The organism is Sphingomonas oryzagri (assembly GCF_029906645.1).
Classification (GTDB): Bacteria; Pseudomonadota; Alphaproteobacteria; order Sphingomonadales; family Sphingomonadaceae; genus Solisphingomonas; species Solisphingomonas oryzagri.
Window position 1 is genome coordinate 32,109 of the sequence record NZ_JARYGZ010000005.1, and the last position, 18,756, is coordinate 50,864.

The window sequence follows — 18,756 nt, forward strand, 5'->3', positions numbered from 1 at the left end:
CCCCCGAGGACGAGGCGGATGCAGCAAGAGCGCGGATCGGCAACACCGCTGAGGATCGTGATCGTCGGCGGTGGCACGGCGGGGTGGATGACCGCCGCCGGCCTCTCGCGCCTGCTCGACCCGCGCGACTATGCCGTCACCCTGATCGAATCCGACGAGATCGGCACCGTCGGCGTCGGCGAGGCGACGCTGCCGCACATCAAGACCTTCAACGACATGCTCGGGCTGAACGAGGCCGAGTTCATGGCCGCGACGCAGGCCAGCTTCAAGCTGGGCATCGAGTTCGTCGGCTGGACCCGCGACGGCGATCGCTACATCCACCCCTTCGGCACCTTCGGAGAGCCCTGGGCAGGCGTCGACTTCCAGCACCATTGGGCGCGGGCGAAGCTGGCGGGGCGCGAGGTCGCGCCGCTGCAGGACTACAGCTTCGCGGTGGCGGCGTGCCGGGCCGATGCGTTCGCGTTTCCCGATACCGATTCGAAGTCGATCCGGTCGACCTTCGCTTATGCCTATCATTTCGATGCCTCGCTCTACGCGGCCTACATCCGGCGCTGGGCGACGGCGCGCGGGGTGCGGCGGATCGAGGGGCTGGTGCTCGACGTCGCGCGCGATGCCGACACCGGCCATGTCCGGGCGCTAACGCTGAAATCGGGAGAGACGATCGAGGGCGACCTGTTCGTCGATTGCAGCGGCTTCCGCTCGCTGCTCGTCGGGCAGACGATGGGCGTGGGCTGGCAGGACTGGAGCGAGTGGCTCCCCTGCGACCGCGCGTGGGCGGCGCCCTGCGAGCGGGATGGTCCGTTCACGCCCTACACCCGCGCCACCGCGCGCGAGGCGGGGTGGATGTGGCGCATCCCGCTCCAGCATCGGGTCGGCAACGGCTATGTATTCTCCAGCCGCTTCTGCGACGAGGAACGGGCGCTCGACACCCTGCTCGGCCATCTGGAGAACCCGCCGCTCGCCGATCCCCGCCTGCTGCGTTTCCGCGCCGGGCGGCGCGAGCGGATGTGGGCGGGCAATTGCGTCGCCATCGGACTGGCGGGTGGCTTCCTCGAGCCGCTGGAATCGACCAGCATCTTCCTCGTTCAGGCGGCAGTGACCGATCTCGCCAACCTGATGCCGGTGCCGGGCCGCCCGATCGACCCGCGCCTCGCCGCCGAGTTCAACCGGCTCTCGGCGATCCAGTATGACCGCGTGCGCGACTTCCTCGTCCTCCATTACATCGCCAATGCGCGTGAGGGGGAGCCGCTGTGGGATCACCTGCGCACCATGGCGCTGCCCGACACGCTCGCGCACAAGATCGCGCTTTTCGAGGAGAGCGCTGCGGCGCCGAGCTACCGATATGGCCTGTTCTCGCGGGACAGTTGGCTGTCGGTGCTGATCGGGCAGGGGGTCGAGCCGAAGGGCTATGGCCGCCTCGCCGATCGCCTGCCGCTCGATGTGCTGGAGGTGCGGCTCGCGGACCTGCGCGCGCGGATCGATGGCGGCGTCGCCACGATGCCCGCGCACGGGGAGTTCATCGCCGGCTATTGCGCCGCTCGTCCTGCCGAAAGCGTGCCGGTATGAGCGCCGTCGATACCGTCGTCGTCGCGGGGCGGGACGCACCGCTGTGGCTCGCCGCCGCGACGATCCAGCAGGCGCTGGCGCCCGCCGGGGTGATAGTGCGTGCGGTCGAGCTGCCGAGCGCGCTGGCGCCGGGCGACGTCCACGCGACGCAGCCGGCTCTGGAGGCGCTGCACGGCCGGCTCGGCATCGAGGAGAGCGTGCTGCTGCGGCTGACCGGCGGCGCCTTCTCGCTGGGGCTGAACATCGTCGACGCGGTCGGGCAGGCGCCGTCCTTCCTGATCCCGTTCGGCGGCATCGGCACACAGATCGAGGGGCAGGATTTCTTCCCCTTCTGGCTGAAGGCGCGGAGCCTCGGCCTCGACGTCGCGCTGGAGCATTTCTCGCTCGCCGCCGCCGCCGCGCGGCAGGGGCGCATCCTGTTTCCGGACGATGCAACCGAAGCCTATGGTCGCAGCGACTATGGCTACCATCTGCCGGCCATTCCCTATGCGCGCAGCCTGAAGGCGCCCGCCGCGCATCTCGGCGTCGAGATCCATGAGGTTTCTTTTGCCCGGGCCGAGCATGGCGAAGACGGCATCGTCGCGTTGCTGCTTGATGGCGAGCGGCGGATCGAGGGCGATCTGTTCGTCGATGCGGGCGCCGACCTGCCGTCCGACCGACCGCGCGAAAGCTGGCGGGGGGCGTTTCCGGTCGATCGGGTGCTGACCGCGACCGGCCCGCGTTTCGCATCGGTGCCGGCCTATGCGGAACTGCGCACTGGTGAGGGCGGCTGGACGGCTCTCTATCCTGCCGCCGGGCATACTCACGTGCTGCACGCCTGGTCGAGCGCGCATCGCGGCGACGAGGACGCCGTGCGCGACGCGGCCGCCACCTCCAGTATGCCACTCGACGCGATCACGATCCGGCGGATCGATCCCGGTCGCGCGGCCGATCCTTGGGTGGGCAATTGCGTGGCGATCGGAAAGTCCGCCTGCACGCCCGATCCAGTCTTCGATGTCGGCCTGCATCTGGCCCAGCTCGGACTGGTGCATCTGCTCGCCTGCTTCCCGGCTTCGCGCAGCCATGCCGCACAGCGCGCCGAATATAATCGGATCATGCGTTCGGCGACCGACCGGGTGCGCGACTTCCAGTCAGCCTTTTACGTAACCAGCCTGCAGCCTGGCCCTTTCTGGGATGACGCGCGTGCCGCCGACCGCGCGCCCGATCTCGACCATATGCTCGCCACCTTCGCGGCGCGGGGCGAGATCGCGCCGTTCGAGGACGAGAGCTTCGCGCCGGACAGCTGGCGCGCGCTTTTGATCGGGCAGGGCCTCGTTCCCGAAAGGTGGCTGCCGCCGATCGACCGCACCGATCCGGCTGTCATCAAAGACCAGTTCCGTGCCATGCTCGGTTTCGTGCGCGATCATGTATTACGCCAGCCCACCCATGACGATCTGCTCCGCCGGATCGCGCATGGCCCATGATTTTTCAGGAGATATCTGCGTGATGAAGCGTGTTTCGGGCTGGGCGCTGGCGTGCGCGATGGTGGCGGCCGGCGCGACGGCGGCTTTGGCGCAGTCCGCCCCTGCCGTGACGGCGCAGGCGGCGCGCGTAACGCCGGTCGCGGGCGGCGTCGAGGTCCGTCGCGGCGCGGCGGTGATGCGGGTCGTCGCCCTCACCGACGCGATCCTGCGCGTCCGCATCGCGCCGGACGGTCGCTTTCCCGAGGATGCGAGCTGGGCGGTAGACGCGGCGACCCGGGCGAAGCACGCGACCGTGACGGCTGCGCCCGACGGCTTCGCCACAGCGGCGTTGCGCGTCCATGTCGATGCGCGGAGCGGCGCACTCGCCGTTACCGATCCGCAGGGGCGGGTCATCTCGCAGGACGCCGCACGCCCGCTCGCGCTCGACGGCACGGCCTTCACCGTCGCCAAGCGGCTGCCGCTGACCGAGCATATCTTCGGCCTCGGCGACAAGACGGGCGGCGCACTCGATCGGCGCGGCATGTCCTATGTCGACTGGAACACCGATGCCTACGGGTTCAGCAGTTCGACCGACCCGATCTACAAGTCGATCCCCTTCTTCCTCGGCGTCGGCGGGGAGGGGGACAGCTACGGCATCCTGTTCGACAACACATACCGCGCGTGGTTCGATTTCGGCCACAAGGACGCCGATACGCTGACCTTCGGCGCGCCGGACGGGCCGATCGATTATTACATCATCGCCGGCCCCAGCACCGCCGAGGTCGTTCGCCGCTACACCGATCTCACCGGCAAGGCGCCGCTGCCGCCGCTCTGGTCGCTCGGCTACCAGCAGTCGCGCTATTCCTACATGGACGATGCCGAACTGCGCGGCGTCGCCGCCCGTCTGCGCAGCGACCGGGTGCCGACCGACGTGCTGTGGCTCGACATCGACTTTCAGGATCGCAACCGCCCCTTCACCGTCAACACGCAGGCCTTCCCCGATTTCGCCCGCACGATCGGCGACCTCAAGAAGGACGGCTTCCAGACGGTCACCATCGCCGATCTCCATGTCGCGGCGGCGGCGAACCAGGGATACGCGCCCTACGATCAGGGCATGGCGGGCCACCATTTCGTTCGCGACGCCAGCGGGCAGACCTATGTCGGCGAGGTGTGGCCCGGCCCGTCCGTTTTCCCCGATTTCACCGATGCCGCCGCGCGCAAATGGTACGGCACACTGTTCAGGTCGCTCACCGATGCGGGCGTCGCCGGCATCTGGAACGACATGAACGAGCCGTCGGTGTTCAAGACGCCGACCGCCACCATGCCGCTCGACAACATCCACCACATCGCCGGCGACGATTTCTCGCCGCGTGACGCCAGCCATGCCGAGATCCACAACGTCTACGGAATGGAGAATACCCGCGCGACCTACGATGGTCTTCTGGCGCTCCGCCCCGACGAGCGGCCCTTCGTGATGACGCGCGCGAGCTACGCTGGCGGCCAGCGCTACTCCGCCACATGGACGGGCGACAACAGCGCGACCTGGGATCATCTGAAACTCGCGATCCATCAGGTGATCAACCTCGGCCTGTCGGGCTTTTCGTGGAGCGCCAACGACGTCGGCGGCTTCACCGGCGGCCCCAGCCCGGAGCTGCTGACCCGCTGGTTCGAGATCGCGACCTTCATGCCGATCTTCCGCGATCACGCCGCCAAGGACACGCCGCGCGCCGAGCCGTGGGTCGACGGGCCGGAGCATCTCGCCATCCGCCGCCGCTTCGTGGAGGAGCGCTATCGGCTGATGCCCTATCTGTACGCGCTGGCGGACGACAATGCGCGCACCGGCGATCCGATCATGCGCCCGGTCTTCTACGATTATCCGGATGCGATCCATGCGACCTGCGATCAGGGCATGGCCTTCACGCTGGGTCGGGACCTGCTGGTGGCACCGCCACCGCATCCGGAATCGCCGCAGACATACGATGTCTGCCTGCCGCAAGGGGGCTGGTACGATTACTGGACGGGCCTCGCCGTCACGCAGGGCAAGGCCGATCAGGGCGGCGGCCCGGTGCAGGCGGCCGCGCAGACGATGATGGATGCGCCCGCCGGCGGCACCAACGTCACCGAGACGCCGAAGCTCGATCGGTTGCCGGTTTTCGTGCGCGCCGGCGCGATCGTGCCGCGCCAGCCGCTGGTCCAGAGCACCTCCGAAATTCCGCAGGGTCCGTTGTCGATCGACGTCTATCCGGGGCCGGACTGCACTGGCACGCTTTATGCCGACGACGGCCACAGCCTCGATTACAGGCGCGGCTCGTTCTACCGTCGTGCGATCCGCTGCACCCGCGATGCGCAGGGGCTGACGATCAGTTTCACGGCGGCGGACGGGCGGTTCGTGCCGTGGTGGAAGCAGATCGCCGTCACCGTCCATGGCGCGACGGCAAGCGGCACCGTGACGGTCGACGGCCGCAAGCTGACGTCGAGCTTCGACGCGGCCGGGCAGCGCCTGTCCTTCCAGTTCGACGAGCAGCGCGGCGCGCGGGACATCGTGATCGCGCCGTAAGGTCGCGTCAGGCGCGCACCCCCAATGCGCGCTCGACCGCCTCGACGTAGCTCGGGCCGACCTGCACGGCCGTGCCGTCGGCGAGGATGAGCGACATGGTGCGGCCTTCGTGGCGGATCTCGCCCACGCGCGAAGGCCGCACGAAGGCCGAGCGGTGGACGCGGATCAGCGCGGTGCCGGCCAGCTTCTCCTCCAGCATCGCCATCGTCGCGCGCAGCATGTAGCTGCGCAGTTCGGTGTGGAGCAGCACATAGTCGCGCGCCGCCTCGATCCAGTCGATCGTCTCGATCGGCACGCGGCGCTGGCCGTGCCGTTCGGGCACCCAGATTTCGGGATCGGGCGGCGGCGGTGACGGAGCGGTGCCCAGACCGCCGCGCAGACCCTGCACCTCCGCCTCCAGCTGGTCGGCGCGCGCGGCGACGTCGTGGAGCAGGCGCCGCCGCCGCGCCCGCTCGGTGGCGACGCGCAGGCGATCGAATCGCACCGGCTTCAGGATATAGTCGGCCGCCTCCAGATCGAAGGCGTCGGGGGCATAATGTTCGTGCGCGGTGACGAAGATCACCTCCGGCCGGGGGTCGACCGCGATGTCGGAGGCGGTGCGCAGGCCATTGCGGCCCGGCATCTGGATGTCGAGGATGACGAGATCGGGGCGCAGTTCCTCGATCAAGCGGATGGCGCTGTCGCCGTCGCGGGCCTCGCCGACGACATCGGCATTCTCGATGTCGTCGAAGAACACCCGCAGCCGGTCGAGCGCCAGTTGCTCGTCATCGACCAGCAGGATGCGCATCACACCAGCTCCCGCCGCAGCGCATCGAGCGGCAGGCGCATCGTGGCGAGGAAGCCCTGCCCGTTGGCATGGACGTCCAGCGATGCCCGCCCGCCGAACAAGGCATCGAGACGCTGATGGATGGTGGCAAGCACGGCCTCGGCCGGATCGACCCTGCGGCCGGCGATCCGGGCATCGTCGCTCACCGCTAGGCGCAGCCAGGCATCGCCCTCGATGGCGGCATTGACGGTGACGGTCACAGGATCCGTCACGGTATCGACGCCATCGCGCACGGTGATGTCGATCAGCGGCTGGAGCAGCAGCTTGGGCATCGGCAGGCTGGCGGCTTCCGGCTCGCAGCCGACGCGCGGGACCAGCCGCTCGCCGAAGCGCGCGCTTTCGATCTCCAGATAGTCCTCGACCAGCGACAATTCGCTGTCCACCGCGCCGAAGCGGTAGGCGTCCTGCCCCAGCGAGGCGCGCAGGAAGGTGGAAAGACGGCCCAGCAGATCGTCCGCCTCCCGGTTGCGGCGGGTGACGACGAGACCCGAGATGACGTTGAGCGTGTTGAACAGGAAATGCGGGCTGAGCTTGGCGAGCAGCGCGTCGATCTCCGCCTGCCGGCTGGCCGCGACGAGGCTGGCGAGCTGTCGTTCCTGCCGACGCGAGCGGCGGCGCGAATAGGCGAGCTGGAACAAGGCGAGGTTGATCGCGAAGACAGCGGCATAGCGGAAGCCGCGATCGTAGCTGTGCGCGAGGTCATGCGGCACCGCCGACCAGGTCAGGCTGGCATGGGTGATGACGAAATGCGTGTAGACGAGATCGAAGGCGAGCTGGCCGACAACGATCAGCATCAGCTCCGCCATCAGCAGCACGCCGCGCAGCACTGGCGGCAGCCCCAGCGTGGCGCGGAACACGACGAACAGCGGCACGGCGAGCAGCATCGAAACCGGGATCGTCGCGCAATCGAGCAGCACGCTCACCGTGCCCTCGCCATGGTGATTGTTGATGATGATCGGCAGGTAGATCACCAGCACGATCAGCCAGAGGCCGACGATCGCCAGGATCGCGTCTCGCCAGCGGGCATCCCGGCGGTCGTTTTCGGCGGCGGTTGAAAGCATCGCCGGCCGGTTCGCTTGCCAATGTTTCAGATCGCCCCCGCCTGCAAAACGCATCAACAACAGAGAAGCCGAAACAGCGGGCGCGTTCAATCGGGCAAGGGACCAAGTCCCCGTATCGCGCGACGAAGTTGCGGCTCGCTTGCAGCATGCTGCCGATTCGCTTATTTTGCAGCGCGATTACGGGGGTCGGTCGATGACCGTGATGCAGGGGTCCATTGCCGCTACCGGCGTCGTCCGGCAGCGTCCGTCCGCTTTATGGAGGGCGTTCGGCACGCTGTGCGCGATCGAGGCGATGGTACTGCTCGTCTATTGCTGCTCGCAGATCATGCTCGGCAAATTCCCCGCCGGGACGCTCGTCCTGACCGGCGTCGTCATGGTACTGGGCGATACGCTGTGCGACCTGCCGTTGCTCGTCGCGCTGATCGCTTCCGAGCGGCTGCAGCCCAGGCTGCGCTGGACGCTGATGCTTTTCGGCGTGCTCGTCGTGACGATCGCGCAATCCTTCTTCGATACGCAGGCGCGCACCTGGACGGGGTTGCGCAACCCCGACAGCCAGCCGTTCCGCGAAGGGGTGATCCACGCCTTCCCGATCAACTTCTACGCCAACATGATGTGGGTGGGGCTGATCGCCATGCAGCAAGCCTATTATTCGCTGCGCGCCCGTACGGACGAACTGGTCGCGGCGCGCGCCAGCGAGCGCGCGACCCAGCTCGCCGCGCTTCGCTTCCAGCTCAACCCGCACTTCCTGTTCAACGCGCTCAACGCGCTGTCGAGCCTCGTCGTCGTCGGTCGCGCCGCGCAGGCGGAGGAGATGATCGGCCGCCTGTCCGGCTTCCTGCGCGCGTCGCTGGGCGCCCGCGAGGGGGCGATGGTCCGGCTGGAGGACGAGTTCGAGACGATCGAGGCCTATCTCGACGTCGAGCGGGTGCGCTTCGACGATCGGCTGGAAACGCGGATCGATCTGCCCGCCGATCTGCGCTGCGCGCAGGTGCCGCCCTTCCTGCTCCAGCCGCTGGTCGAGAATGCGATGAAATATGGTGTCGCCCCGGCGCGGCGGCCGGTGACCGTCGAGATCGCCGCCGCGATCGAGGGGGGCGAGCTATGGCTCACCGTGCGCGACGACGGCGAGGGCGCCGACGGGGTAAGCGGCGGCGGCGGTGTCGGCCTGGCGAACATCCGCGAGCGGTTGGCGCTCAGTTACGGTGTGGCCGCACGGCTGGAGGCCGGTCCGGAAGCGCTGGGTGGGTATCGCGCGCTCGTCCGCCTGCCGCTGGTCAGCCGGGCGGAACCGATCCTGCATGAGGCCGTGCTGGCCGCCTGATCAGCGGCACACCTGCGACCAGGGTGGTGAGAGTGAAGGCGAAGCCGACCAGTCCGTCCGAGAAATAGGCTGATGCGAGGCGGAAGATCACCGCCTCGATCGCGAAAACGATCGCCACCATCGCGATGTAGCGGCGTTTCCAGCCGACACGGGTGGGGCGTTCGGCCTGGAGCAGTCTGCGCACCTCGGCGACCTGCAGTGGCGTGAAGCCGGCCGCGACGATCCGCGTCTGTTCGGTGGCGGGCAGCCGATCGCCCCGGCGGCGGAGCAGCACCGCGAAGCGCCGTAGGGCCTCCAGTCGCGGATCGGCCAGGCGGTTGGCCGGCTCGATCCCGAAGAGGCGCGCGATCCAGCGGCTGGGCGGGCTGTTCCCCCGAAGACTGGACACTCGGTCGCGGCGCGAGGCCAACAGCACGTCGCGCTCCACTCGGGCCAACGCAACGCAGGCAGGCACTGGCACCGAGACCGCGAAGCGCGTGCTCCAGACGAACGCGTGGGGGCGGGTATCGACGTAGGCCATGATCGGTTCCGGCAGCGGGCCGTGCGGGCTGCGCGGCGCTTGTTACGCCTCCTCCCTGCCGATCCGGTCGCCGTCTGTCGGGCGTTTCGCGATCAATCCGCCATGGCGTTCGGCGGTTCGGCGAACGGGCTTGTCGGTACGACGAAGGCTGAAACCGCGGCTTCGTCGCACGGCACGTGGCCTTGATCGGCGCCGAATATAAAATGGCCATCCGACGCGATGGTCGGATGGCCATTCCCCCGGTGACGAAAGGATCAGCGCGCGATCGGTGCCGCCGCGGCCGCATTGCTCGGCAGGCCGCCGAGCTGGGTGACGAGCTTGGTATAGGCGTCGAGATAGGCGAGCACGATCACCTGGCCGATCGCGGTGTCCTGATAGCCGCCACCGCCCGCCGCCGCGAAGCCGCCCCACCAGCCGCCGCCGCCGCCCGCGCCGAAGGACAGGTCGGACTTGCGGTAATAGCCCTCGGTCAGCGCCTGCTCCTCCGTGGTGCGGGCGTTGACGAGGCTGAGCGTGACGTTCGCTTCCTTCTTGTTGACGCTGATGCCGCCCAGCACCGCGCCGAAGCCGTGGCCCATCAGGCCGCCGAGCGCGCCGCCGATATTGTTGCCGCCCGAATGGTTGTTGCCGGACACGATGTCGGGCTGGAGGAAATAGTCCGCCGCCTTCACCTGGCCCTTGCCGAGATTGGAACCGGACTGGAGTTCGCCGGAATCGGCCATGGCGCGCTCCATGTTGCGGCTCGCCATCGCGCGGCCGCGATTGACCATGGTGAAGCAGCCGGATTGCGCGATGAACACCTTCAGGATCGCTTCTGGGCTGCCGAGATTATATTCGCGCCACCACTGGGTATCCGGCTCGACGATCGCGACGGAGCCGAGGCTGCGCGTGCAGTGCGGAATGTCCTGCGTGCCGCTCGCCTGCGCCTTGCGGCCCGAGGAGGGATCGGCGGCGGCCGGCGTCGCGGCCAGCGTCGCGGCAGCGGTGGACATGGCGACGGCTACGCGGATCGACTTGAACATCATGGAAAATGGCCCCTGTCTGCGGTCGCGCTCCCGGATGCGACCGGGCGGCATGGTAGACCCCCCATGTCGGCCGGCGCGTACGCCGCGACGGAAGTGCAGCCCCGCGCGACGAAAAGTCCGGATGCGCTTCACCGCACCCCCGGCACGGATGATCGGTGGACGGGCGCAAGGATTGCGTCGCGCGCCGGCACATGGGTAAGGATCGTGCCGTATTCGACTGAGGGATTGGAGGATTTCGATGGGCAAGCTGTTCAAGAGCCTGATGTGCGCGGCGATGGTATCGGGTGTGGCGATGCCGGCGATGGCCGCTTCGGATCCGACCGTGCTGGTGGTCGATTTCGACCAGCTGCTGTCCAACTCGGCGGCGGCGCAGAGCGGCACGACGCAGCTGCGTGCGAAATACGATCCGCAGACAGCCTCGACGCGTACCGCCTACACGTCGGCCGTGCAGGCCTACAACACGCAGGCTGCGGCGGCGAAGCAGGCCAAGGCGGGCACGCCGCCTTCGCCCGCGCTCCAGCAGGCGGCACAGCGCGTCGAGCAGGTCGAGCAGCAGGCGCAGGCGCTCAACCAGCAGATCAACCAGGCGGCGGCTTATGTGCGCCAGCAGATCCTTGATCATGTCCGCCCGATCGCCGAGCAGATGCGCGCCGAGCGCAAGGCTTCCGTGGTGATCTCGAAGAGCGCGGCGCTGGCGAGCGATCCCAATGCCGACATCACCAGCACGCTGATCCAGCGCCTCAACAGCAGCTTCCCGCAGCCGAGCATCACCCCGCCGCAGCAGCCGGCGCCGGCCGCTCCGGCCAGGTAAGACGCGTCCTTTCGTTCATCGCCCGATCATGCCGCGCGGCCCAGGTGCCGTGCGGCACGATCCGCCTGGCTTCGGGACTCCCTGAACGGGCGCCTTGCTGCTAGGCGGGCGCCTGTCACGCGATCGTCATCTGAAGGCTGGGGTTGATGGGCCAGGCACAAGGCCGGCATTACGGAATGGACTGGTTGCGGATCGGGGCGTTCCAGCTGCTGATCCTGTATCACGTCGGCATGGCTTTCGTGCCGTGGGACTTTCAGGTGAAGGTCGCCCAGCCGCCGGTGGCTTCGGCGACGGCGTTGATGATGCTGACCAGCCCCTGGCGGCTCTCCTTGCTGTTCGCGGTGTCCGGCTATGCGAGCGCGGCGCTGTTCGCGCGGGAGACGAGCGGGGTGGGAGCGTTCCTCAAATCCCGCCTTGCGCGGCTCGGCATTCCGCTGCTGTTCGGCATGGCGGTGCTGGTGACGCCGCAGCCATGGATCTGGCTGATCACCCATTATGGCTACCAGGCGAGCTTCGGTCACTTCCTGCTGCACGATTATTACAGTTTCCGATCGATCGATGGCGTCATCGTGCCGACTTGGATGCACCTGTGGTTCGTCGCTTATCTGATCTGCTACACCTTGCTGCTGTGCCTGCTATTGCTGCTGCCGGAGCGGCTGTGCGAGGCCGGGCGCTGGCTGGCGGAGCGACTTCTGGGTGGTCCGCTGCTCCTCCCGCTGGGCGTCGCCTTCGTCTATTATGCGCGCGCTTCCTTCGATGCGGGGTGGGAGGACAATCACCTGCTGCTCACCGATTGGAGCGCGCACGCCCACTATCTGCCGATGTTCCTGTTCGGGTACATGCTGCGGGGGTCCGAGCCGATCCGGGCCGCGATCGCCCGCTGGTGGCCGGTCGCTGTGGTACTGGCCGTCGCAGGCTATGCGGTACTCGCGTGGTTCGAGCTGCGCTTCGGCCTGACGATCGCGCCGCGCCGCTTCTGGGCGCTGCACGGCTGGGCACAGTCGGCGGAGGCGTGGGGCGCGATGATCGCGCTGATCGGTATCGCCGACCGCTTCTGGAACGTCGATCATCGCTGGCGGCCGATGCTGGCCGAAGCGGTGTTCCCCTTCTACCTGATCCACCAGACGATCATCATCGTCGTCGGCTACGGGCTGATGGGGTCGGGGATCGCGCCGCTGCCGGCCTTCCTGCTGCTTGTCGCGGCGACGATGGCGGGATGCTGGGGCTTCTATCTGGCCGGGCGCGAGGTGCGCTGGCTCCGCCCGCTGATCGGGTTGAAGGCGGGGCCGCGTAACCCGCCGGTTCCGGTCGCGCGGCCAGCCATCTAGCGAAAGCGGCGGTCGAGGGCCCCGACCGCCGTCGCCGGTGCAGATCAGACCCGGCCGAGCAGGACCAGAATGATCAGGATGATCAGGATGAGGCCGAGGCCGCCCGACGGGCCGTAGCCCCAGCCGCGGCTATAGCCCCAGCTCGGCAGCGAGCCGACCAGCATGAGGATCAGAATGATGATCAGAATCGTGCCGAGCATGTCGCCCTACTCCTATATATTTGTATCGGCGCGGAAACGGCCGGCGAGGCGATCCGGTTCCTCATGGCTCTGCAAGATGCAGGGATTGCAGCGGAAATCGCTTGCAGCGGCGTCCATCGGCCATCATCGCCTATGGCCATGCTGAAACGCGCTCTCCTCGCCTGTCTGTCGCTCGCGCTTGTCGCTGCCGCGTCGCCCCGGCCGGTGCGCGTCGAGATCAGGACGGACATCGGGCCGATCGTCGTCGAGGTCGATACCCGCCACGCGCCGGTGACGGCAGGCAATTTCCTCGCTTATGTCGATCAGCATCGCTTCGACCAGATGACCTTCTACCGCGCCGCCCGCGCCGACCAGCGACCGAAGGAGGGCTTCGTGCAGGGCGGCACCAACAACATGATGACCCGCGTGCTGAAGCCGATCCGGCACGAGCCGACCAGCGTCACCGGGCTGCACCATGTCGACGGCACGCTGTCGATGGCGCGTGACGATCCGGGCACCGCGACGGGGGACTTCTTCATCGTGGTCGGCGATGGCCGCTATCTCGATGCGACGCGCAAGGATCTCGGCTACGCCGCCTTCGGCCATGTCGTGAGCGGGATGCCGCTGGTGCGCCGGATGCTGGCGGCGAAGACCTATCCGGGCGGCTGGTCGAAGGAGACGGCGGGGCAGCAGATGGTGAAGCCGGTCCGCATCCTCTCGGCGCGGCGGGTGCCTTAGGCGCCTGTCCTAGTCCTTCGGTATCTGCCACCGCACCGTCTGGTTCTGCACTTCGCTGATCGGCTTGCCTGCGCGATCGCGCGCCGGCCAGTAGCGGGCGTGCAGGGTGAAGATGCCGCAGGCCGTCTCGTCCAGCAGGGCCGATCCGCTGCCATGCGTCACCGTGCAATCGCGCACATGGCCATCGGGTTTGATCGTGAAGCGGAAAGCCACGCTGCCCTGCAGGTTTTCGCGCAGGGCCGAAGGCGGATAATCATCCGGCGTGATCCAGTCTCCGGGGTTGTCCGCCGGTTGCGCCCGACGCGGCAGGGCCGTGCGGGGATCGGGGCGTTCGGAACGGTCCGCCGTCAGCGCGGGCGCCGTCGGTTCGGGAACGGAGACGGCCTGCTGGGCGGGTGCGCGGTCCGGGCCGAAGGCGTGCCACAGATCGCGGCCCAGCGCTGCTCCGCCGATCAGCAGGGGGATGGCGATCCGGATCAGGCGGCGCGGCTCGTACCGTCTGCGCGGCCGTGGCGCGGGATCGTCGCGATAGGGATCCCAGGCATCGAAGGGCCGCGACTGGCGGCGATCCCCATATCGCATCGAAAGAGAAACCCGCCCCTACGCCGTTCGAGCGGGCAAGGTGGCATGGCTGCGATCGACGCTCAAGAGCGCAGCCGATCGTGGTTCATGGTCAGGCGGCTTCGTCCCGCAGCAGCCCGCGCACGCGTTCGGCGAGGTCGGCGGCGCGGAACGGTTTGGCGAGGCGCGGCAGATCGGGTGCCACGTCCTCGTCGGCATAGCCCGATACCAGCAGCACGCGGGCGCCCGCCACGCGCTTGCGGATGGCGCGGGCCAGCTCGGCGCCGGTGATGCCGGGCATCAGGTGATCGGTGACGACGATATCGAACGCCGCGCCGGCTTCGACCAGCCGCAGCGCCTCCTCGCCGGAGCGCGCGTGGATGATGTCGAAGCCCAGTTCCTCGAGCATGTGCGCGGTGGTGGCGCGCACGAGATCCTGGTCGTCGACCAGCAGCACGGTGCCCTCGATCGCCGGCTGTGGCTCCTCGTCGATCCGGAGCTCGACCACCAGCGGCCGGGCCGAGACCGGCAGCCACAGCGCCACGTCGGTGCCGGCGCCCGGCATACTGTCCAGTGCCATAGCGCCGCCGAGTTGGTGCATCAGGCCATGAACCATCGACAGGCCGAGGCCGGTGCCGCCGCTCTCGGTCTTGGTCGAGTAGAAAGGCTCGATCGCGCGGCGGCGGGTTTCCTCGTCCATGCCGGTGCCGGTATCGGCGACGGTGATGCGGACATAGTGACCGGCGACCAGCTCGGCATGGCCCTGCGCGACATCCTCGCTTGCCGCCGAGATGGTCAGGCGACCGCCATCGGCCATCGCGTCGCGCGCGTTCACCGCGAGGTTGAGCAGCGCCATCTCGATCTGGTTGCGGTCGGCGAAGGCGGGCGGCAGTGGATCGGGCGCGTCGATGGTGAGCGCGATGCGGGGGCCGAGCGTGGTGCCGATCAGCGGCCCGATCTCGACCAGCAAGGCCGCGACGTCGATCGGCTGCGGTTCGAGCGGCTGGCGGCGTGCGAAGGCGAGCAGACGCTGGACGAGCGCGCGTGCCCGGTCGGCACTTTCGAGCGCACCCGCGATCAGGCGCCGCTCGCGCTCGTCGCCCAGCCCCTTGCGATGGAGCAGATCGAGGCTGCCCATGATCGGGGTCAGCAGATTGTTGAAATCATGCGCGACGCCGCCGGTCAGCTGGCCCATCGCCTCCAGCTTCTGCGATTGCCGCAGCGCCTCCTGCGCGTGGACCAGCTCGGCGGTGCGCTGTTCGACCCGCTGCTCCAGCGTGGCGGCGAGTTCGCGCAGTTCCTCCTCCATCCGCTTGCGATCGGTCATGTCGATCGACACGCCGGCGAGCGAGAGCGGCGTGCCGTCCGCCGCATAGGAGGGCTGGGCGCGGATGCCGATCCAGCGCGTTTCGCCCGCCGGCGTGATCAGGCGATATTCGATGTCGTAATCGGTGCCGCCGGCGATGCTTTGCGCGATCGCCGCCTGCACCCGCTCGCGATCGTCGGGATGGATCGCGGCGTGCAGATCTGCGTAGGTGAAGTCCTCGGCCGGATCGCGGCCGAAATTGAGCCGGCAGGTTTCGCTGGTGGTCAGTTCGCCGGTCGGGAGGTTGTAGCTCCACACGCCCATCCGCCCGGCCGCAACGGCGAGCGCGCGCTGGCGGTCGCTCTCCTGCACCGACTCGATCAGGCGGATATTCTCGAGTGCGGTCGCCGCCGATCGGGCCAATCCCTCGAGGCGCTCGATCGTCTCGGCATCGTGATCGCGGACATCCGACCAGTAAGCGCCGATCGCGGCCACCGGGCGCGGCGTGCCGACCGGAACCATCACCAGACTGCGGACGAACGTGGGCGCATAGGCGGCTTGCGGGATGCGATCGTCCAGCCGGATATCGGGGATGGCGACCGTCTGGCGGTTCATCATCGCCCAGCCGGAAATGCAGTTGACCATGGGGAAGCGCTGGCCGGTCCACAGTGCCCCCACCGCATCCTCGGCGGCATAATGGCAGAACTCGCCGTCGCGCAGCACCACGGCGATGCCCTCGGCTCCGGCGATTTCGCGAGCGGTTGTGCGCAGCACATCGACGACAGCCTTCATCGAACGCGCTGTCGCCAGCCGCTCGCCGGCCGCGATCAGGCGCGACCAGGCGGCATGATGCGAACCCGGATCTGTGCCGACGCCGTTCATCAAACCCGCTGCCTCTTTTGCTCCCCCCGGAACCAGGGGGGCGGTAGCACGGCACATACTAGCAGACTCTTAGCCATTCGTCGCAAGGGTTGATCGAAAGGACGGCCTCTTTCTTGGTCGGCTTTTGCGCCGCGAGCGCCGTATCTCTCATGAAGCAAGGTTCGTCGCACCCGTCCAGCGCGCGGATTTCGGCCGTAATAAATCAGATAAATATGCGATATTACTGCATTTTTGTCTCGAAAAGCGCCTTTGATACTATCGTTGTCATTAAGCGCGGCCCGTCCCGCGTCGCTACAAGGCCCCTAGTACGGCGGGGCTGGAACTTCCCGAAGGGGAGGAGTCTCGCGTCGACAGGCGGCGTCGTCACGCGCGAGCGCCAGCCAAGAGGAGCAATAGATGGCGACGCTGATCGATACCCCCCTGACCGAGACCGCACCGGATCTGGCAGGCGCACCCACCCGCCACCGTGCGCTGCTCGCCTGGGTCTCGGAGATGGCGGCGCTGACCAAGCCCGATGCGATCCGCTGGTGCGATGGCTCGCAGGCGGAGTGGGACGCGCTCACCGCCGAGATGGTCGCCGCCGGCACTCTGATCCCGCTCGATCCCGCCAAGCGCCCCAACAGTTTCTATGCGCGTTCGGACCCGCGCGATGTCGCACGGGTCGAGAGCCGCACGTTCATCTGCTCGGAAGACGAGGCGGATGCCGGGGCGACCAACAACTGGGCCGACCCGCAGGAGATGCGCGCCACGCTCGATCCGCTGTTCGACGGCTGCATGAAGGGCCGCACCATGTATGTGGTGCCATACTGCATGGGGCCGATCGGTTCGGACAAGTCGGCGATCGGCGTCGAGTTGAGCGACAGCCCCTATGTCGTGGTGAGCATGAGGATCATGACCCGCATGGGCACCCAGGCGCTCGACATGCTGGGCGACGACGGCTTCTTCGTGAAGTGCGTGCACACGGTCGGGATGCCGCTGGTCGATGGCGCGCAGGACGTCGCGTGGCCGTGCAACGAGACCAAATATATCGTCCATTATCCCGAAACGCGCGAAATCTGGTCCTACGGTTCGGGCTATGGCGGCAACGCTTTGCTCGGCAAGAAATGCTTCGCGCTGCGCATCGCCAGCGTGATGGCGCGCGACAATGGCTGGCTCGCCGAGCATATGCTGATCCTCAAGCTGACTTCGCCGGAACAGAAGACCCATTACGTCGCCGCCGCCTTCCCCAGCGCTTGCGGCAAGACCAACATGGCGATGCTGGAGCCGACCATCCCCGGCTGGAAGGCCGAGACGATCGGCGACGACATCGCCTGGATGCGCTTCGGCAAGGACGGGCGCCTCTATGCGGTGAACCCGGAGGCCGGTTTCTTCGGCGTGGCGCCCGGCACCGGCATCAAGACCAACAAGAACGCCATCGACACGCTCACCGGCAACTGCATCTTCACCAACACCGCGCTGACCGACGACGGTGACATCTGGTGGGAAGGCATGACCGACGCGCCGCCGGCCGTCGGCATGACCGACTGGCAGGGCAACCGCTGGGACCCGGCTTCGGGCAAGCCCGCCGCGCACCCCAATGCCCGCTTCACCGCGCCGGCCGAGCAATGCCCGTCGATCGCGGGTGAATGGGAAGACCCGGCCGGCGTGCCGATCTCGGCGATCCTGTTCGGCGGCCGTCGCGCGACGGCGGTGCCGCTCGTCACCGAGGCGTTCGACTGGCAGCACGGTGTCTACCTCGCCGCCAACATCGCGTCCGAGGGCACGGCGGCGGCCGAGAACAAGGTCGGCGAGCTGCGCCGCGATCCCTTCGCGATGCTGCCTTTCTGCGGCTACAACATGGCGGATTATCTCCGCCACTGGCTGCGCATCGGCAAGGAGGCGGCGTCCGATCCGGCGCAGCTGCCGCGCATCTATCTGGTCAACTGGTTCCGCAAGGGCGCCGACGGCAAGTTCCTGTGGCCGGGCTTCGGCGACAATAGCCGCGTCCTCAAGTGGATCGTCGAGCGGATCGAGGGCGAGGCTGAGGCGGTCCACACGCCGATCGGCCATGTGCCGACGCCGGGCTCGCTCGACCTCTCCGGCATCGATCTGGCGCCGGAGAAGCTGGCCGAACTGCTCCGCGTGGATGCCGAGGTGTGGCGCGAGGAAGCGAACCTCGCCGCGCGCGACCTCGCCAGGCTGGGCGAGCGGGTGCCGCACGCGATCAACGACGAGCAGGCGAAGCTGGAACAGAGGCTCGGCGCGGCGGCCTGACACCTTGAACCCCTCTCCGACGGGGAGGGGCTTGAAACTATTTCCATCTGGCGCGGCGCGGCGAAGCCGCTATAGGCCGCCGCAGAGGGGGCGGCGCGAGCTGGTCCTTCGCGATCGCGCCGGTGCCCCTCGGGGCTTAATAGGGAACGCGGTGCGGGCGGTTCGCCGCCCTAATCCGTGGCTGTCCCTGCAACTGTAAGCGGTGAGCGCGATGCACGGGGCTTTTCCGTCCGGAAAGGCCGGCCACTGGGCTTTCGAGCCTGGGAAGGCGTGCGTCGCGCGATGACCCGTGAGCCAGGAAACCTGCCGGCGACGAGGTCGCTCTTGCCCGGGTTCAGGGGTTGGCCCAGGCACGGTCCGTCCGTCTGAGCGACGTGTGT

Annotated in this window: 15 protein-coding genes and 1 riboswitch; of the genes, 8 read left to right on the forward strand and 7 right to left on the reverse strand. The window is 68.1% G+C overall.

Annotated elements, in window-relative coordinates:
* The first annotated feature begins 18 nt into the window (after positions 1–18).
* Genes QGN17_RS19460 through QGN17_RS19470 form a run of 3 tightly spaced genes read left to right on the forward strand, consistent with a single transcriptional unit; the run spans position 19 to position 5,565 of the window.
* Complete coding sequence (locus tag QGN17_RS19460; RefSeq protein ID WP_281046266.1) at positions 19–1,566, forward strand: tryptophan halogenase family protein; 1,548 nt, start codon at positions 19–21, stop codon at positions 1,564–1,566.
* Positions 1,563–3,029 carry a tryptophan 7-halogenase gene (locus QGN17_RS19465; protein WP_281046267.1) on the forward strand — a complete coding sequence of 489 codons (1,467 nt, stop codon included), beginning with the start codon at positions 1,563–1,565 and terminating at the stop codon, positions 3,027–3,029. The genes QGN17_RS19460 and QGN17_RS19465 overlap by 4 nt, the downstream gene beginning before the upstream one ends.
* A 22-nt stretch (positions 3,030–3,051) precedes the next feature.
* On the forward strand, positions 3,052–5,565 hold the full coding sequence (locus QGN17_RS19470; RefSeq protein WP_281046268.1) for a glycoside hydrolase family 31 protein: 2,514 nt from the start codon (positions 3,052–3,054) through the stop codon (positions 5,563–5,565).
* Between the two features lie 7 nt (positions 5,566–5,572).
* Here the strand turns inward: QGN17_RS19470 and QGN17_RS19475 are convergent, their stop codons facing one another.
* A complete protein-coding gene (locus QGN17_RS19475; RefSeq protein ID WP_281046269.1) occupies positions 5,573–6,352 on the reverse strand; it encodes a LytR/AlgR family response regulator transcription factor in 780 nt (259 codons plus the stop codon).
* Positions 6,352–7,452 (reverse strand): sensor histidine kinase, encoded by a 1,101-nt coding sequence (locus tag QGN17_RS19480; RefSeq protein ID WP_281046270.1) that lies wholly within the window; start codon positions 7,450–7,452, stop codon positions 6,352–6,354. Before QGN17_RS19480 ends, QGN17_RS19475 begins: the two co-directional genes overlap by 1 nt.
* A 202-nt stretch (positions 7,453–7,654) precedes the next feature.
* Here QGN17_RS19480 and QGN17_RS19485 point away from each other — a divergent pair, with 202 nt between their 5' ends.
* Entirely contained in the window at positions 7,655–8,773 is a 1,119-nt protein-coding gene (locus QGN17_RS19485) for a sensor histidine kinase (RefSeq protein WP_281046271.1), read from the forward strand.
* On the opposite strand, the gene QGN17_RS19490 is transcribed toward QGN17_RS19485, so the two are convergent.
* Positions 8,727–9,293, reverse strand: coding sequence for a hypothetical protein (locus QGN17_RS19490; RefSeq protein ID WP_281046272.1), 567 nt, complete (start codon positions 9,291–9,293; stop codon positions 8,727–8,729). The genes QGN17_RS19485 and QGN17_RS19490 overlap by 47 nt on opposite strands.
* A 254-nt stretch (positions 9,294–9,547) precedes the next feature.
* Positions 9,548–10,285 (reverse strand): CsgG/HfaB family protein, encoded by a 738-nt coding sequence (locus QGN17_RS19495; protein ID WP_281046369.1) that lies wholly within the window; start codon positions 10,283–10,285, stop codon positions 9,548–9,550.
* 271 nt (positions 10,286–10,556) lie between these two features.
* Here QGN17_RS19495 and QGN17_RS19500 point away from each other — a divergent pair, with 271 nt between their 5' ends.
* Together QGN17_RS19500 and QGN17_RS19505 are read left to right on the forward strand one after the other, a co-directional pair.
* On the forward strand, positions 10,557–11,129 hold the full coding sequence (locus tag QGN17_RS19500; RefSeq protein WP_281046273.1) for an OmpH family outer membrane protein: 573 nt from the start codon (positions 10,557–10,559) through the stop codon (positions 11,127–11,129).
* Between the two features lie 146 nt (positions 11,130–11,275).
* A complete protein-coding gene (locus QGN17_RS19505) occupies positions 11,276–12,457 on the forward strand; it encodes an acyltransferase family protein (RefSeq protein WP_281046274.1) in 1,182 nt (393 codons plus the stop codon).
* A gap of 44 nt (positions 12,458–12,501) precedes the next feature.
* On the opposite strand, the gene QGN17_RS19510 is transcribed toward QGN17_RS19505, so the two are convergent.
* Complete coding sequence (locus tag QGN17_RS19510; RefSeq protein ID WP_281046275.1) at positions 12,502–12,657, reverse strand: DUF3309 family protein; 156 nt, start codon at positions 12,655–12,657, stop codon at positions 12,502–12,504.
* A gap of 138 nt (positions 12,658–12,795) precedes the next feature.
* Between QGN17_RS19510 and QGN17_RS19515 the strand changes: the two genes are divergently transcribed.
* Entirely contained in the window at positions 12,796–13,374 is a 579-nt protein-coding gene (locus tag QGN17_RS19515; RefSeq protein WP_281046276.1) for a peptidylprolyl isomerase, read from the forward strand.
* Between the two features lie 9 nt (positions 13,375–13,383).
* On the opposite strand, the gene QGN17_RS19520 is transcribed toward QGN17_RS19515, so the two are convergent.
* Positions 13,384–13,956, reverse strand: coding sequence for an energy transducer TonB (locus tag QGN17_RS19520; RefSeq protein WP_281046277.1), 573 nt, complete (start codon positions 13,954–13,956; stop codon positions 13,384–13,386).
* 91 nt (positions 13,957–14,047) lie between these two features.
* Entirely contained in the window at positions 14,048–16,123 is a 2,076-nt protein-coding gene (locus tag QGN17_RS19525; RefSeq protein WP_281046278.1) for a hybrid sensor histidine kinase/response regulator, read from the reverse strand.
* Between the two features lie 396 nt (positions 16,124–16,519).
* Between QGN17_RS19525 and QGN17_RS19530 the strand changes: the two genes are divergently transcribed.
* Complete coding sequence (locus QGN17_RS19530; protein ID WP_281046279.1) at positions 16,520–18,376, forward strand: phosphoenolpyruvate carboxykinase (GTP); 1,857 nt, start codon at positions 16,520–16,522, stop codon at positions 18,374–18,376.
* Positions 18,377–18,479: 103 nt separating this feature from the next.
* A riboswitch (cobalamin riboswitch) is annotated at positions 18,480–18,701 on the forward strand.
* Positions 18,702–18,756 lie beyond the last annotated feature (55 nt).

Excerpts from the sequence above, each read along its gene's own strand:
- QGN17_RS19460 (WP_281046266.1), top strand. The coding sequence starts at position 19 with ATGCAGCAAGAGCGCGGATCGGCAACACCGCTGAGGATCGTGATCGTC.
- QGN17_RS19465 (WP_281046267.1), top strand. The coding sequence starts at position 1,563 with ATGAGCGCCGTCGATACCGTCGTCGTCGCGGGGCGGGACGCACCGCTG.
- QGN17_RS19470 (WP_281046268.1), top strand. The coding sequence starts at position 3,052 with ATGAAGCGTGTTTCGGGCTGGGCGCTGGCGTGCGCGATGGTGGCGGCC.
- QGN17_RS19475 (WP_281046269.1), bottom strand. The coding sequence starts at position 6,352 with ATGCGCATCCTGCTGGTCGATGACGAGCAACTGGCGCTCGACCGGCTG.
- QGN17_RS19480 (WP_281046270.1), bottom strand. The coding sequence starts at position 7,452 with ATGCTTTCAACCGCCGCCGAAAACGACCGCCGGGATGCCCGCTGGCGA.
- QGN17_RS19485 (WP_281046271.1), top strand. The coding sequence starts at position 7,655 with ATGCAGGGGTCCATTGCCGCTACCGGCGTCGTCCGGCAGCGTCCGTCC.
- QGN17_RS19490 (WP_281046272.1), bottom strand. The coding sequence starts at position 9,293 with ATGGCCTACGTCGATACCCGCCCCCACGCGTTCGTCTGGAGCACGCGC.
- QGN17_RS19495 (WP_281046369.1), bottom strand. The coding sequence starts at position 10,285 with ATGTCCACCGCTGCCGCGACGCTGGCCGCGACGCCGGCCGCCGCCGAT.
- QGN17_RS19500 (WP_281046273.1), top strand. The coding sequence starts at position 10,557 with ATGGGCAAGCTGTTCAAGAGCCTGATGTGCGCGGCGATGGTATCGGGT.
- QGN17_RS19505 (WP_281046274.1), top strand. The coding sequence starts at position 11,276 with ATGGGCCAGGCACAAGGCCGGCATTACGGAATGGACTGGTTGCGGATC.
- QGN17_RS19510 (WP_281046275.1), bottom strand. The coding sequence starts at position 12,657 with ATGCTCGGCACGATTCTGATCATCATTCTGATCCTCATGCTGGTCGGC.
- QGN17_RS19515 (WP_281046276.1), top strand. The coding sequence starts at position 12,796 with ATGCTGAAACGCGCTCTCCTCGCCTGTCTGTCGCTCGCGCTTGTCGCT.
- QGN17_RS19520 (WP_281046277.1), bottom strand. The coding sequence starts at position 13,956 with ATGCGATATGGGGATCGCCGCCAGTCGCGGCCCTTCGATGCCTGGGAT.
- QGN17_RS19525 (WP_281046278.1), bottom strand. The coding sequence starts at position 16,123 with ATGAACGGCGTCGGCACAGATCCGGGTTCGCATCATGCCGCCTGGTCG.
- QGN17_RS19530 (WP_281046279.1), top strand. The coding sequence starts at position 16,520 with ATGGCGACGCTGATCGATACCCCCCTGACCGAGACCGCACCGGATCTG.